This is a genomic window from Luminiphilus sp. nBUS_07, assembly GCF_051201685.1.
Taxonomy (GTDB): Bacteria; Pseudomonadota; Gammaproteobacteria; order Pseudomonadales; family Halieaceae; genus Luminiphilus.
Window position 1 is genome coordinate 2274314 of sequence record NZ_CP179213.1, and the last position, 13271, is coordinate 2287584.

General features: G+C 52.3%; 11 protein-coding genes. 5 read left to right on the forward strand and 6 right to left on the reverse strand.

Annotated elements, in window-relative coordinates:
• Positions 1-18 precede the first annotated feature (18 nt).
• From ACMAZB_RS10150 to ribB, 3 genes are all read left to right on the forward strand, one after another.
• Positions 19-1020, forward strand: a complete 1002-nt coding sequence (locus tag ACMAZB_RS10150; protein WP_435216917.1) for a GlxA family transcriptional regulator — start codon at positions 19-21, stop codon at positions 1018-1020.
• Between the two features lie 156 nt (positions 1021-1176).
• Complete coding sequence (locus ACMAZB_RS10155; protein WP_435215988.1) at positions 1177-2340, forward strand: thiolase family protein; 1164 nt, start codon at positions 1177-1179, stop codon at positions 2338-2340.
• Positions 2341-2344: 4 nt separating this feature from the next.
• Positions 2345-3448, forward strand: a complete 1104-nt coding sequence (ribB, locus tag ACMAZB_RS10160; protein ID WP_435216919.1) for a 3,4-dihydroxy-2-butanone-4-phosphate synthase — start codon at positions 2345-2347, stop codon at positions 3446-3448.
• Between the two features lie 16 nt (positions 3449-3464).
• Here the strand turns inward: ribB and ACMAZB_RS10165 are convergent, their stop codons facing one another.
• Together ACMAZB_RS10165 and ACMAZB_RS10170 are read right to left on the reverse strand one after the other, a co-directional pair.
• On the reverse strand, positions 3465-4148 hold the full coding sequence (locus ACMAZB_RS10165; protein ID WP_435216920.1) for a nitroreductase: 684 nt from the start codon (positions 4146-4148) through the stop codon (positions 3465-3467).
• Between the two features lie 43 nt (positions 4149-4191).
• Entirely contained in the window at positions 4192-5394 is a 1203-nt protein-coding gene (locus ACMAZB_RS10170) for a GAK system CofD-like protein (RefSeq protein WP_435216922.1), read from the reverse strand.
• A 237-nt stretch (positions 5395-5631) separates the two neighbouring features.
• Between ACMAZB_RS10170 and ACMAZB_RS10175 the strand changes: the two genes are divergently transcribed.
• On the forward strand, positions 5632-5892 hold the full coding sequence (locus tag ACMAZB_RS10175; protein ID WP_435216924.1) for a hypothetical protein: 261 nt from the start codon (positions 5632-5634) through the stop codon (positions 5890-5892).
• 38 nt (positions 5893-5930) lie between these two features.
• Here ACMAZB_RS10175 and ACMAZB_RS10180 read toward each other — a convergent pair whose 3' ends face one another.
• Positions 5931-6770: an MOSC domain-containing protein gene (locus ACMAZB_RS10180; RefSeq protein ID WP_435216925.1), complete on the reverse strand. Its 840-nt coding sequence runs from the start codon at positions 6768-6770 to the stop codon at positions 5931-5933.
• A 387-nt stretch (positions 6771-7157) separates the two neighbouring features.
• Between ACMAZB_RS10180 and ACMAZB_RS10185 the strand changes: the two genes are divergently transcribed.
• Positions 7158-8042, forward strand: coding sequence for a phytanoyl-CoA dioxygenase family protein (locus tag ACMAZB_RS10185; RefSeq protein ID WP_435216927.1), 885 nt, complete (start codon positions 7158-7160; stop codon positions 8040-8042).
• Here the strand turns inward: ACMAZB_RS10185 and ACMAZB_RS10190 are convergent.
• The 3 genes from ACMAZB_RS10190 to ACMAZB_RS10200 all read right to left on the reverse strand — a co-directional run bounded on the left by ACMAZB_RS10190 (position 8039) and on the right by ACMAZB_RS10200 (position 12794).
• Positions 8039-9343: an APC family permease gene (locus ACMAZB_RS10190; RefSeq protein ID WP_435216929.1), complete on the reverse strand. Its 1305-nt coding sequence runs from the start codon at positions 9341-9343 to the stop codon at positions 8039-8041. The two genes, ACMAZB_RS10185 and ACMAZB_RS10190, sit on opposite strands and share 4 nt — an antisense overlap.
• An 83-nt stretch (positions 9344-9426) precedes the next feature.
• Positions 9427-10287, reverse strand: a complete 861-nt coding sequence (locus tag ACMAZB_RS10195) for a PA4780 family RIO1-like protein kinase (protein WP_435211560.1) — start codon at positions 10285-10287, stop codon at positions 9427-9429.
• A 713-nt stretch (positions 10288-11000) separates the two neighbouring features.
• Positions 11001-12794 (reverse strand): acyl-CoA dehydrogenase C-terminal domain-containing protein, encoded by a 1794-nt coding sequence (locus ACMAZB_RS10200; RefSeq protein ID WP_435216931.1) that lies wholly within the window; start codon positions 12792-12794, stop codon positions 11001-11003.
• Between the last annotated feature and the right edge of the window lie 477 nt (positions 12795-13271).

Below are 13271 nucleotides of genomic sequence, written 5' to 3' on the forward strand. Positions count from 1 at the left end.
AATTCAGGAGCGCCGCCCATGGTCACAAAAAGCGCGATCACCCTACTAGCGTTGGCGCATCCCCGAATGTTGGCCACGTCGGTCACGCTACCCCTAGAAATCATTAGGGCGGCAGCCCACGCGAGCCCGCCGTCAACTCGACCGGAAGTTAGCATTAAGTTGGTTGGCAAACAGACTGAAACCCTGGCACTCGCTGATGGCTTATCAATGCCGGTGACTGAGGATGATGGTAAATGCGTGCCCGACATTCTTCTTATCCCAGCAATCTGGCGTCACCCACGGTGGGTGTTGCATCACCATCCGTGGCAACTGGACGTAATCAGACGGTGTATTGACGGAGGAAGCTGGGTTTGCAGCGTTGGCGCGGGAAGTTTCCTACTGGCTGAGGCCGGAGTATTAAGTCAGGGGATCGCCACAACACACTGGCATTGGTTCGATACTTTTGAAACGACTTACCCAACAGTCTCACTGCGACGAGACCAGCTGATCACACAGCATGGGCGCATTTTTTGCGTGGGATCGGTTAACTCAATTGCCGACCTGATGGTTTATTTAGCAGGACAACTGTTTTCGAGAGCCACGGCAACAGCGATCGAAAATCAGTTTTCACCCGAAATTCGCCGACGTTTCTCCCCCCATGAGCTCGGCTTTTCAAGTGAAACTCATCAAGACGAAAAAATACTGGACGTGCAGTGGTTAATTCGCAGTGAGATTAAGCAAGGCATCGATCTCCTTGAACTCGCCAACTCCTGCGGTATGACTGTGCGCACACTGAACCGACGCTTTCGAGCAGCAACAGGCATGACACCCGTGTACTACCAGCACACCATCCGTACAGAAGAGGCAAAAGCCCTGCTGCTAAACACCAACCTTCCCGTGGCGGAGGTCGGTTGGCAGGTAGGATTTCGCGATGCTTCGGTTTTTTCACGACGATTCAAGGCACTGGCAGGTGTCACGCCTCGCCAATACCGAATCGCCGTGAGGGGCAAGATATTCGCACTGGACCCCGCACCGAACTGACTCAGCCCGTCATCCTCCGCCCAAAACAGACCCTAGCGCTGACAATATTTTCCTAGACAGTATTCTCCCAGCCGATGACGTAGCGTCCTGTGTGTGGCTAAATGCACCCCCTAAATTCAATACGGGTGAGAAGTCGCTGTGGCAGAGACAATTTATATGGTGAACGGTGCCAGAACGCCCATGGGTGGGTTACTGGGTGATTTAGCCGAGGTAACGGCAGTAGATCTTGGCGCCTCCGCCGTAAAAGCCACCCTTGAAAAGTCGGGTGTTGACGCCGGAGCTATCGACGAGGTCTACATGGGCTGCGTACTTCCAGCTGGGCTCAAACAGTGTCCTGCAAGGCAGGCCATGATCGGCGCAGGCATCCCAAGCAGCACGGGAGCAGTGACGGTGAACAAGGCCTGCGGCAGTGGCATGCAAGCTACCATCTACGCCATTGACAGCATCGCCGCCGGCACCAACCAAATGGTCGTCAGCGGGGGTTTGGAAAGCATGAGTAACGCACCCCAGCTATTAATGACAGGCCGAAAAGGCATTCGCCTAGGCCACGGACAAACCTTTGACCATATGTTCCTTGATGGGCTGGAGGATGCTTATACCGGTGGCGCTATGGGAAGCTTTGCTCAAGCAACCGCTGACGCACACGGCCTCACCCGGGAAGGCATGGACCAGTTTGCGATAGCGAGTTTAGAGCGCGCGAAAACCGCGACCGAAAGTGGTGTATTGCAGGCTGAAATCACCCCCGTGACAATTAAGACCCGTCGCGGAGAGCATACGGTTGAGCATGACGAGCAGCCACTGAAGGGGCGACCCGATAAAATACCAGCACTGAGACCGGCCTTTACCAAAGACGGAACCATCACGGCAGCAAACTCCAGCTCTATTTCTGATGGCGCGAGCGCACTGCTGGTCGCCTCAGCTTCAGCGGTTGAAGCGCACAACCTAAAACCAATGGCCAAAATTGTGGCTCACGCCCGCTTCAGTCGCGCTCCAGAGGAATTTACTCTGGCGCCAGTGGGAGCCATAGAAAAGCTGCTGGCCCGTACCGGATGGGATGCAGCCGATGTCGATCTCTGGGAAATTAATGAGGCCTTTGCCATGGTCACCATGCTGGCGATGAACGCCTTTAACTTAGACCACGAGCGAGTAAACGTTCATGGCGGCGCCTGTGCCCAGGGACACCCTATTGGCTCAACGGGCTCTCGCATATTAGTGACGCTAGCGCATGCTCTGCAGCACCACGGAAAGCAGCGTGGTGTCGCCGCACTGTGCATTGGTGGTGGTGAAGCCACCGCTGTCGCCATAGAGCGGGTGGTGTAGCGCTATGCCACTTGCTTCGATTCCAGAAATCATAGACGACATTCGAGCCGGACGTATGGTGGTTCTCATGGACGATGAGGACCGCGAAAACGAGGGTGATCTGATCATCGCCGCCGAGAAGGTCACCCCGGAAATCGTCAACTTTATGGCGACCGAAGCCTGTGGGTTGATTTGCATGCCAATCACCCAAGAGAAAGCGCGTCAGCTGCGAATTCCCCTTATGGTGCGTGACAACCGCTCACAGCACGAGACCAACTTCACAGTATCTATTGATGCCAGCGAGCAAATTGGCCCCGGGGTAAGTGCGCAACAGCGATCACATACCATCTCTCAGGCCGTGGCTCACGATGCACAGCCCTCAGATATTAGGCAACCCGGCCATATCTTTCCGCTGGTCGCAAAACCCGGTGGCGTTTTGCGTCGAGCTGGCCACACCGAAGCCGGTGTCGATTTGGCACGAATGGCCGGCTGCGAGCCAGCAGCCGTGATTGTCGAGATTATGAATGCTGACGGCACCATGGCACGGCGCCCACAGCTAGAGGTTTTCGCAGAGCAACATGATCTGAAAATGGGCACCATTGCTGACCTTATCGAATACCGCTCGCTCCACGAGCATTCAGTAGAGATGGGTGAAAGCCATGAAGTCGACACCGAATGGGGCAGATTTACACTTCATACCTTTCGGGATCTGATAGACGACACCCCACATTTTGCACTGCAGCGCGGCACGATAGACCCTGAAAAAACGGTGCCTGTGAGAGTACAGTCTGTCGACTTACTGCGCGATATATTGGGAACGCAGCTGGGTGAGGGCCGCACCGGCTGGTCTTATCGCTCAGCCATGCAATGCATTGCTGAGGCCCATGAAGGCGTCGTCGTGCTCGTTGGACAACCAACATCATCCGAGCAAGTGCTGACAGATGTCCATCAGTTCCTCAGTAGTGGCGCGCCACCGCCTCAACCACAAAACTACCGACTCATAGGTACTGGGGCGCAGATTCTCCGACATCTCGGCGTCAGCCGCATGGCACTGCTGTCGGCACCGATACGCTTCAATGCGCTCTCGGGCTTCAACCTTGAGGTGACTGAATTCTTAAGCCCGCCCTAAGTCAGGCGGGTTTAGCTCAGTTTGAAAAACTCACGACATCACCCAAGGCAGCGCGATCAGTTATCGCTTGATTGGCTGCCGCCTCGCTATCGGGATAGCCGAAGGATAAGCCGAACAAGAGCATTTGTTCGTCTGGAATGTTCAGCGCCGGTTTAATAACGTGGGCCATAAAACCCAGAGCAGTTTGGGGACAAGAACCGAGTCCATGGGCGGACAAGCCCAGCATAACCGTTTGCGTAAACATGCCTAAGTCGCAGGCTTCTCTCAAGCCAAAGGCTTTGGGCATAGTAAAAAAGGCGACGCCAGGGGCATCAAAGAATCGAAAATTGTTGAGAAACCACGCCTGCCGCTCTGTTTTTTGCTCTCTTGGGATGCCGAGAGCGTCATACAGCGCTTTAGCTGAGGCGTACTGGCGATCACGATAAACACCTTCATATTTGCCGTCGTAGGGATGATCCACACCAATATCTCCGGCAACAAAACGCTGAGGCAGCTCTTCTCGAAGGGCGTCTAACGTAGACCCTGTTGCAACGTGCACAAACCACGGCTGGGTGTTGCAGTTGCTGGGCGCCTGCATAGCGGTCTCAAAAATACTTTTTAAAAGCGCCATGGGCACCGGCTGATCCGTGAAGGCCCGTATCGAACGGCGCGCTTTTGCCACCGCGGCAAACTGCTCTCCAAGATTGAGGGGTGCCGTCATTTTAAACTCCTGACAAGTAGATGATTTAAGTATGAAAGTGCTTTTAGGCCAGTGAAAGTAAAACCTGCGCTAAACGATCATCGTCATAATAGGGGGCACTCAACTTTGTTACCAATGGTAGTTCCAGCAACTCGATGCCCAGAGTTTTTAGCAGTCCCGAATCAATCTCATAGGGGTAATGTGAACGTTCCACATCGATCACCACATAATTTAACAAATCCGACACCGGTGCAGACGCGCCACCCCGCCGCAACTGAGAAATTAGGGTCTCAATCATAGTGACAAAATCCATGCCCAATTGCTCAGGATCAACACCAATGTTCGGAATAAATATTTTAGGACAAGAAGCTTTAGCAACGGCCTCGGCAACTCCTGCAGGCAATAGGTTGGCCATAAGACTGGAATAAAAGCTGCCGGGGGCGTAACAAATAATATCGGCCCCTGCGATGAGCTGACTGGTTTCTTGATTGACCTGAACTGTAATCGGTTGGTGCTCGCCAGCGCTATCAGTTAAAAAGATCGAATGCACCGGTGACGGAATATCGGGATGTTCTTTCCCTGTGAGTAAATGCTGGCCGACAAACGTATGCCCATCGGTCAAATTTACGCCCAGATGTAGCGAGTCGTTAACAATGCCGCGAACGGTGCCTCGAATATTGAGCAGTTCTGAGAAGCGCTGAAGGCTTGCGGCCAGATCATTGTCGTGAGCAAGATACCCTCCGGCGAGCACCAAATTGCCAATGGAAGCCTGCCGCAAATCAAAGCTCTCAGGGAGGTGCTGCCAGAGACAGTCCAATTGCTCCATAATTTGTTGCCGTACCGCAAAGGGAATGCTGGAGATCAACTGATGCTGGCCTGAGACAATATCGCCAAGCTCTCTGTGTAACGCCTCATCGGTGCCCTCTGCTGAGAGCCGGTACTGCAAAAGCTGGCATACATCGCTGTAATGGGGCGCTGATTGATCTGCCAATGCCAACAGCCTGTGGCGCAGATCACCAATCCCCGGCATATCAAATGCATGGCGCAGGGCTGCCGAACTGCCACCACTGTCAAATGGTGTGATCAGGTGAATGCTGTTGTGAGTGTAAGCCGTAATTTGTCGACTCAAACCATTGAGGGCTGAACCGCCGCTAAAAAACAATGCGCGGGGACCCTGCTCAGGCGCTGCAAAATCACGCCTTATTTTGAAGGAATCCGTAACCAACTCAGGATTTTTCGGGGTTTGGGTCGAACTTGTCTGCAACATGAACCGCAGTGTCAGTGCTGGCTATGCAACAGGCAAGCCCACAAAGACCCTTTTTAACGGGCAATATTTCCCCTTGTCACAGCGATTCAGCACGAATAAAGCAGGTTTTTGTGTTTCAGAAGCGCCTCTACCAGGGGTGATATTAATCACACTTTTGGGTATAGTTTTCGGGCTGCCTTATTTGCCAAGAGCACAACAGACCGCGCATAAGAAAACTTACCAGCACAGGCACTCACAATGACACAAGCCGGCGAAAATCTTGAAGAATCCTGCAAACGCGGATTCAAAGCAGAAGTCCCCTTCGGCTACGAGACGCTACTGACCGACGGCCAGCGTCGTCGCTTGGACGAGTGCCGCGAGCTAGGCTGGGAATTGCAATTTATTAGGCGATCTTTGGCTAATTGCCCCACCGTGGTAGTGCGAGATGCGCGGGGGCGTCAAAGTTGGCGCATATGCGATGATGGCTCCTTGGAATCCTTTGCAGAAAATCGAGGCTAGAACCCCTGCTCAGCCCAGACCGATCAGGTCAGATCAGATCAGATCAATTCTAGGGTTTGACCAGGCTTTACAGTTCCGGCTTTCACAACCCTAGCGTAGACACCCAAATTGCCTTCGGCCTCTTTAACGAGGTGGCGCATGATCGCGGTATCCCGTGGCAAATCAGCAGTAGCCTGTGTCGTCATTGAACAACGAGGGCAAGATCCCACGATCTCAACAACAGCCTCTCCAATTTTTAGCTGTTTCCCAACCCATGCCTGCTCCGGGAATACCGAGCTATCGTCAACCGCATCAATTAACAAATTGGGCCTGAATCGCCGAGGATCAAATTGCGCATCGGGGTGTAGCTTTGCCAAGGAGGCCATCGACTGATACGTCATTAGTAATAGAGGAAACGCATCAAAGTAGGTGCCCGGCGGCGACTCAAACTCCAACACTTCGGCAAACAGGGTCAAGTCAGGAATGGGTTCACCGGGAAGCCGCCCAAAAACGGCCATCAGTTCCTGCTCAAAATCTTCGTCATCGGGGGCACCGCGTCGATAGTGCTCTAAATTATCTGCAGGTAAGAGGGGCCACAACGTCACAGGGTGGCCAAGCTTCTCGGATAACCATTCATGCACATCGTCACTGTTAGCGGCGCAGCTGTCGCCATCGGGAGCCGTAATCATTGGCGCAGAGCCCACGCGGGTAGCCGCACTAAACATCATCAATTGGGGCAGTTTTTTACCCCCTCTGATTCCCCCCCGCTTCTCATCGCGAGTGGCCCAGATACGGTCACCCGGTATTCCTTTATCACCTAAAGCCGCCTCCGATAAAGATTCGCCCAACATGGATTTCACGGGATAGCGCAACAGTTCACGAAGATGCAGGGACGGCATAAAGATTATCTCCAAAAGGTCTGGCAGACAGCATAAACGTATCGAAGCGGTTGATGCAGCTGTATTGATAGCGACCCTACTCACATCTTCAGCCCCCAACATGGGTTGGCTACCAAAAACTTATCGGGCCGCAATCTTCAACTGGGTTGCCACAACTGTTTGATGCGCTCCACTGCAAAAAACGCTGAACGCTTTGCGCTCCTCGTCCATAAACACACATTCTTTCCATACACCTGAGACCGCTGGCAACTCCGAAGAATCTGATCTTTATCTGCTTTAAGCAAGGGGCAAGCGCTCTTTGCTAGACAGCATCCTTGCTCTTGCCTCAATCAATGGCCATGATCATCGTGTGGCCCTTTCCAAAAAGACCTATAGGAGCTTGTTTCAATGCCCATCAGTTCTTTAGAACCCTCGGTAGAAGCTGCAACGGCGACCGAAGTGCTGCGGCGCGATGGTGCAGTGATTATTAAAAATCTCGCCGCGCCTGAACTTATCCGGTCTGTGAGCGCAGAATTACGGGATAAGTTTGATGCAGACCGAGGGACCGAACACTCGGGCTTTGATGGCTCGCTGACCTTGCGCTGCTCTGCGTCGTTGCTACGAGCTGCACCAAGCGCAGCTGATCTGATGGACCATAACATGCTCATTGCCATCGCGGACGCCATACTGCTGCCCCATTGTGCCACCTATCAACTGGGGAGTATGACCGGCATTGAAATCCATCCCGGCGAGAAGGCCCAACCCCTACACCGTGATGATTCGCTTTACCCCATAGAAATATCAGGACTGGAACTTCAAATTGGCGTCATGTGGGCGTTAGATGATTTTACTGAAGAAAATGGCGGCACTCGCGTGGTACCCAATAGCCACCGCTTTATGCGGTCTTGGCATCTGCCCGACCTCTCCGCCTGGGAGTCTACAGTGATGCCTTCTGGCTCTGCGCTATTTTATCTGGGATCCACGTGGCACGGTGGCGGCGCCAATAACAGCACCGCACCTCGGGCCGGCTTAATTAATACCTACTCACTAGGCTGGCTACGACAAGAATCGAACCATTACCTCGAATTGCCTTCCAGTACCGCTATGCAGTTTACCCCTCGTCAGCGTGCACTGCTGGGTTATACGGCCCACGGGTGCGGTGACGATAGCATTGGTAAATACGATGGTGATGACTGTCCCGCTTGGCTAGACACCCCACCCGAACCGGCTTGGCGCGACGAGCGTGGTCAAGTTGGAACCGCAGAAAATGTACAAGCCCAGTCCGGCGATTAACGACCGGTCTGCCGGCGAGTGAGGTAGCGATATACCGGCCATGCCACCAGTATCATCGCGAGCGCGTAGAGGGCGGTTTGACGCTCTGCGTAGGCCTGAAATGCCGTAATAACCGACCAGCCCAGCAAACAAAAATACGTGCTGTATGGGTGCGCCCAAGCAAGATAGGGGCGATCTACATTAGGCTCTGTTCTCTTCAAGATTAGAACGCCAACGATCAGCGCTAGATACAGCGGCACATAGAAAAATATCGAGAGCAGCAGAAGAAAATCGAAGCCACCAACCATAATCAGAACGACCACGAGCAACCAGGTGATGAGCACAGCAAAGATCGGATTACCGCCTCGTCCCTGTTTGCCTACCTGTTTTGACGCCAGACCATCAACCGCGAGTGCCTGTAATATTCTTGAGCCACTCATGTATTCTAAATTTTGATGGCTGAGCAGAATGAGGATGGCAGCGACAACAATCAGATCGCCCGCTAGCGGAAAATTAGCGAACTCTAACGCCGTTGCCAGTGCTAACTCACTGCCCGCGAGGGGCGTTAACCCCGTGCTGTGCACTAAGGCGAAATTAATCAGCATGTATAGACCAATGACAACCACCAACCCCTTGATGCTGGCTCTGGCAGCGGCACCGGCTCCCCCTTTCACTTCACCATTGAAATACGAAGCATAGATCCAGCCATCGTAGGTAAAAATAATGGCCGCTATGACAATGCTCCACTTACTAAGCGGGGTATCTGAGGGCTGCCAAGGAATTACCTCACCGCTAATTCCCGGGGCCACCAATAACGCCAGGGACAGTGCGACAATGATGAGACCAATCGCAGAGGTTGCGACCTCCTGAATGATGGCACCAAAGGAAATCCCTTTGAGCTGGATTGCGGCAAAAACACTTGTCACTGCAATCGCGAGTAACACGCGCCATTCTTCAGCTTGCGGAATCAAAATAGCTATAAAGGTGACAATCACCACGGCCTTTAACGCGAGATCTGCTGCAAAACTCAACCAATCGATCCAGCCCAAAACGAAGCCGGCAAAAGGGCCATAAGCACGGCGCACCAAAGCATAAGTGCCACCAGACCGGGGTGTCATACCCAGTAATTCGGCCACAACAGAGGTGGTGAGCAAAACAAAAAGGCCAGAAAAGAACCACAGCCCCAGATACAGGGTGGGCTCAGGGATCGCCTGGGCGATTTCTCCAGGCCCGCGTAAAATCCCCAAACCAATGACACCGCCGACCGTGACGGCCAGAACAAACCGTGAGGGGAGTTTTCTCACTGCAGGGCTATCGCTCACAAATAAACCGGCATTAAGGGCTCGCTTTAATTAGGTGATGCCTCACCATAGAGTAAAAGCACTCGCCGAGTCGCGGTATTTATTTAAGCGTCAGGTTCGTCAGCGCTGCGAATTCTCGCCTGACGTTCTTCCTCTTCCTCAAATGCTGCTTTAATTTCTAGCAATACGCTATCGACGTCAGCCGACGTCTGGTCATCCTCAAAGTACCCTGTTAATTGGCTCTCTGGGTGCAGCTCGCCCTCTTCATACAGCGCCCACATTTCTTTAGCGTATTGCGTATCGAGCAGTTCAGGAGCAGAGAGTCCATAGTAAGCGGTCATATTATTGACGTCGCGCTCTAACATGGATTTAGCGTGGTTGTTTGCGGCTGCATCTACCGCCTGGGGGAGATCGATGATGACAGGGCCATAATCGTCTACCAGCACGTTAAATTCAGACAGGTCGCCATGCACTAGACCAGCACACAACATTTTAACCACGTAGCCCATCATGACTTCGTGGTCCTCGAGAGCCTGTTCACGGGTTAGCAGTACGTCATTGAGGCGTGGCGCAACCTCACCATCCTCCGTAGTGACAAGCTCCATGAGCAAGACGCCGTCAAAACAACCGTAAGGCGTCGGCACACGGACACCAGCCCGGTCTAATTTATAAAGCGCGTCGACCTCGGCATTGTGCCAAGCCTCTTCCTGCTGTTTGCGTCCATACTTTGAACGCTTTTCCATTGCCCGCTGGCGCCGGCTATTGCGCCCCTTACGCCCTTCCTGATACTCGACCGCCTGCTTGAAGCTACGCTTCGCCGCTTCTTTGTACACTTTAGCGCAGCGAATTTCTCGACCACAGCGCACGACATAGACCGTGGCTTCTTTGCCACTCATTAGCTGGCGCAGCACTTCATCGACAACCCCATCTTCGACTAGGGGGATAATGCGTTTAGGGATTTTCATGAGTCGGTTAGGCAACGCCAAAAATTAGTGATCACTGCATCGCCGGCTACACCGACGGATTATTATATTGAGTAACGCCACACGCACTGAGATATGAAAATACCAACTCGTCATCGCCCAGCTTTTCATTGGGTAACGAACCACTCGCAGCCAGCTGTTAAAGCACTAGATAACCCTCGGTTTTCTCTAGCCATGTTCGCTGCTTGCGGGATGGAGTTTACAACATAAATTGCAGAGCGCGTTGATACGTCGGAATAGACCCCCAACTGAGTTAGTGGCAGGGGTATTAAGGTGCCAAAATGCTGAATAACTCCTCAAACTGTAACGCTATGGTTAAGAAGGTGCGTTAACCATAACCGGGAGCACAACCTCCTGGTCTTTGGGATTTAACCGCAGTAACTGCCGTCACAAAACTCCCATCGTTGCCCTTGGCCCAGTTCCCGGCTGATAGCTTCACCTAATGCAGGCGCGCTAGCACACTACCTAACCCTGCGTATTTGCATCCGTCCCAGAGTGCGACAAACCGTTTTGCCGACTGATAGCCCCAAGAAACGTCGCAACTCGCAGTCGAGCAAAGTGCGATCTAAATTAGAGCCTCCTGTCCAAACGAGCTGACAATCAACGATACCTGCAACAAGAGCTCCACTGGCAAAGGTTACGGTTGCGACTCTCCCACCTCCCACGTACTAACCACACCCTCGCGACTCACGCCATTAAAACGCTTCCACCTCTAACGACATCACGTTGTCCGCTCCCGAAAGTATGGCGGCCTCGCAAGTGCCGGTGCGCGGTAAAATGCGCTGATAATAAAAACGCGCGGTTTTTAGTTTAGCTTCATAAAACTCGCCTTCTGAGTTCCCCGCGGCCAGTGCAGCTCGTGCTTTAAAGGCTGCCTTTGCCCAAAAATAAGCAAGGCAGGAATACCCCGAGAACATCAGGTAGTCGACTGAAGCCGCTCCCGCCTCATCGGCATTTTCCATCGCTTTAGTGCCAATGTGCAGCGTTAACTCGCCCCACTTTTTATTGAGCGCCTGTAGTGGTTCGATAAATTCCTGCAGCTCTGCCACCTCTGCATTCTCCTTGCAAAAGTGATGTATTTCTCGCGTGAAGTTTTGCAGCAGCACACCGCCAGATCCCAGAACTTTTCGCCCAATAAAATCGAGCGCTTGTATACCCGTTGTGCCTTCATAGAGCATGCCAATACGCGCATCTCTAACATTTTGCTCTACGCCCCATTCTTTGATGTAGCCGTGACCGCCAAAGCATTGGAGTGCAAGATTTGCCGATTCAAATCCTGTTTCGGTAAGAAATGCCTTTGCAATCGGCGTCATAAAGGACAGCATGTCTTCCGCGGACTTTTTTTCCACCTCATCGGTAGTACACTCGATGACATCGACTAACTTGCCCGTGTAGGCGACCATCATACGCCCACCCTCCGAGAGCGCCTTTTGAGTGAGCAGCATGCGCCTGACATCGGGGTGCACGATAATGGGATCTGCCGGGCCGTCGGGATTTTTGGGGCCGGTAACCGAACGCATCTGCAAGCGATCTTTCGCATAGGCCAATGACTTCTGATAACCCAATTCCATGTGGGCAATACCTTGCAACGCAGTCCCAATTCTTGCGGTATTCATAAATGTAAACATGGCCTGAAGACCTTGATTGGGCTCTCCCAATAAATACCCCTTCGCCTCATCAAAGTTCATGACACAAGTGGCATTGCCATGAATACCCATCTTGTGCTCGATAGACCCACAGCGAACGGTGTTTCGCTCACCTATGGAACCATCGTCGTTTACATTGAACTTTGGAATGATAAACAGTGAAATTCCTTTGACGCCAATAGGTGCGTCCGGGAGCCTTGCAAGCACAATATGGACAATATTTTCAGTGAGATCGTGTTCCCCCGAAGAGATAAAAATCTTTGTTCCAGTAATCTGATAGCTTCCGTCCGCAGCAGCCTCCGCCTTGGTTCGCAGTAGCCCCAAATCGGTACCACAATGCGCTTCAGTTAAACACATTGTGCCTGTCCAAGCGCCTTCTACTAACGGGGTAAGGAAGCGCTGTTTTTGCTTGTCAGTACCATGCAGCTCGATGGTGTTAACGGCACCATGAGACAACCCCGGATACATTCCCCAAGACCAATTAGCGGTTCCTCGCATTTCTCCCAAAACTATAGATAGTGACTCAGGAAGTCCCTGCCCACCGTATGCTGGCTCGTTTGCCAGCGCAGGCCAGCCAGCCTCGACGTATTGTCGATAAGCTTCTTTAAAGCCGCTAGGGGTCGCAACCTCTCCGTCACTCCAGGTGCAGCCCTCCTCGTCACCGACAGCATTGAGTGGCGACAAAATATTGCTGCAAAACTTATCAAACTCATTAAGGATAGTTGTAACGAGCTCGGCATTAACTTCTTCATACCCGGATAGCGACCGATAGTGTGCCTCGTAGTCGAACAGCTCAAACAAATTGAACTGGAGATCCCTTAAAGGCGCTTTGTAAGCACTCATTAACTTGTTCCTATTTTGTTAAACCAAATTATGACGAATCTGCATTTACACGCTGGTGCCATTTTTGAAAGACATTACGTCGTTTCCAAAGATCAGTATTGCTATCCCCGTGTCAGCTCGAAATTTGTGGTGCTCGGGCCACATAAAGTAAGGCGAGAGCAATTAAATTCGCCACTAGGAAGCGCTAGGCAACGTCACATAAGGCAGCAATAGTACGTGCTTCGAATTCTTAAAAACATAAGGGGCATCGCAATTTTATCAGCGTAAAACCGTTCTGGCATTACAGGGAATCATTAACGGCCAAAACAACCGTTACGCATTCACCGCTCTCAAACACCCGACGCCGAAACCGCTGTGTAAATGGGCATAACTACCGGCTCCGAGGCAACTTATACACCCATGCTTTCAACTTCAAACTAAAAAAGCACGCAGCGCACGCACCAATGCTAAAACAATAAGTCGCGCCTAAAGAATCGT

What these genes read in the sequence shown, in the direction of transcription:
- ACMAZB_RS10175 (WP_435216924.1), top strand. Translation starts at nt 5,632, where the DNA reads ATGACACAAGCCGGCGAAAATCTTGAAGAATCCTGCAAACGCGGATTC.
- ACMAZB_RS10170 (WP_435216922.1), bottom strand. Translation starts at nt 5,394, where the DNA reads ATGTTGCAGACAAGTTCGACCCAAACCCCGAAAAATCCTGAGTTGGTT.
- ACMAZB_RS10150 (WP_435216917.1), top strand. Translation starts at nt 19, where the DNA reads ATGGTCACAAAAAGCGCGATCACCCTACTAGCGTTGGCGCATCCCCGA.
- ACMAZB_RS10200 (WP_435216931.1), bottom strand. Translation starts at nt 12,794, where the DNA reads ATGAGTGCTTACAAAGCGCCTTTAAGGGATCTCCAGTTCAATTTGTTT.
- ACMAZB_RS10155 (WP_435215988.1), top strand. Translation starts at nt 1,177, where the DNA reads ATGGTGAACGGTGCCAGAACGCCCATGGGTGGGTTACTGGGTGATTTA.
- ACMAZB_RS10165 (WP_435216920.1), bottom strand. Translation starts at nt 4,148, where the DNA reads ATGACGGCACCCCTCAATCTTGGAGAGCAGTTTGCCGCGGTGGCAAAA.
- ACMAZB_RS10195 (WP_435211560.1), bottom strand. Translation starts at nt 10,287, where the DNA reads ATGAAAATCCCTAAACGCATTATCCCCCTAGTCGAAGATGGGGTTGTC.
- ribB (WP_435216919.1), top strand. Translation starts at nt 2,345, where the DNA reads ATGCCACTTGCTTCGATTCCAGAAATCATAGACGACATTCGAGCCGGA.
- ACMAZB_RS10180 (WP_435216925.1), bottom strand. Translation starts at nt 6,770, where the DNA reads ATGCCGTCCCTGCATCTTCGTGAACTGTTGCGCTATCCCGTGAAATCC.
- ACMAZB_RS10185 (WP_435216927.1), top strand. Translation starts at nt 7,158, where the DNA reads ATGCCCATCAGTTCTTTAGAACCCTCGGTAGAAGCTGCAACGGCGACC.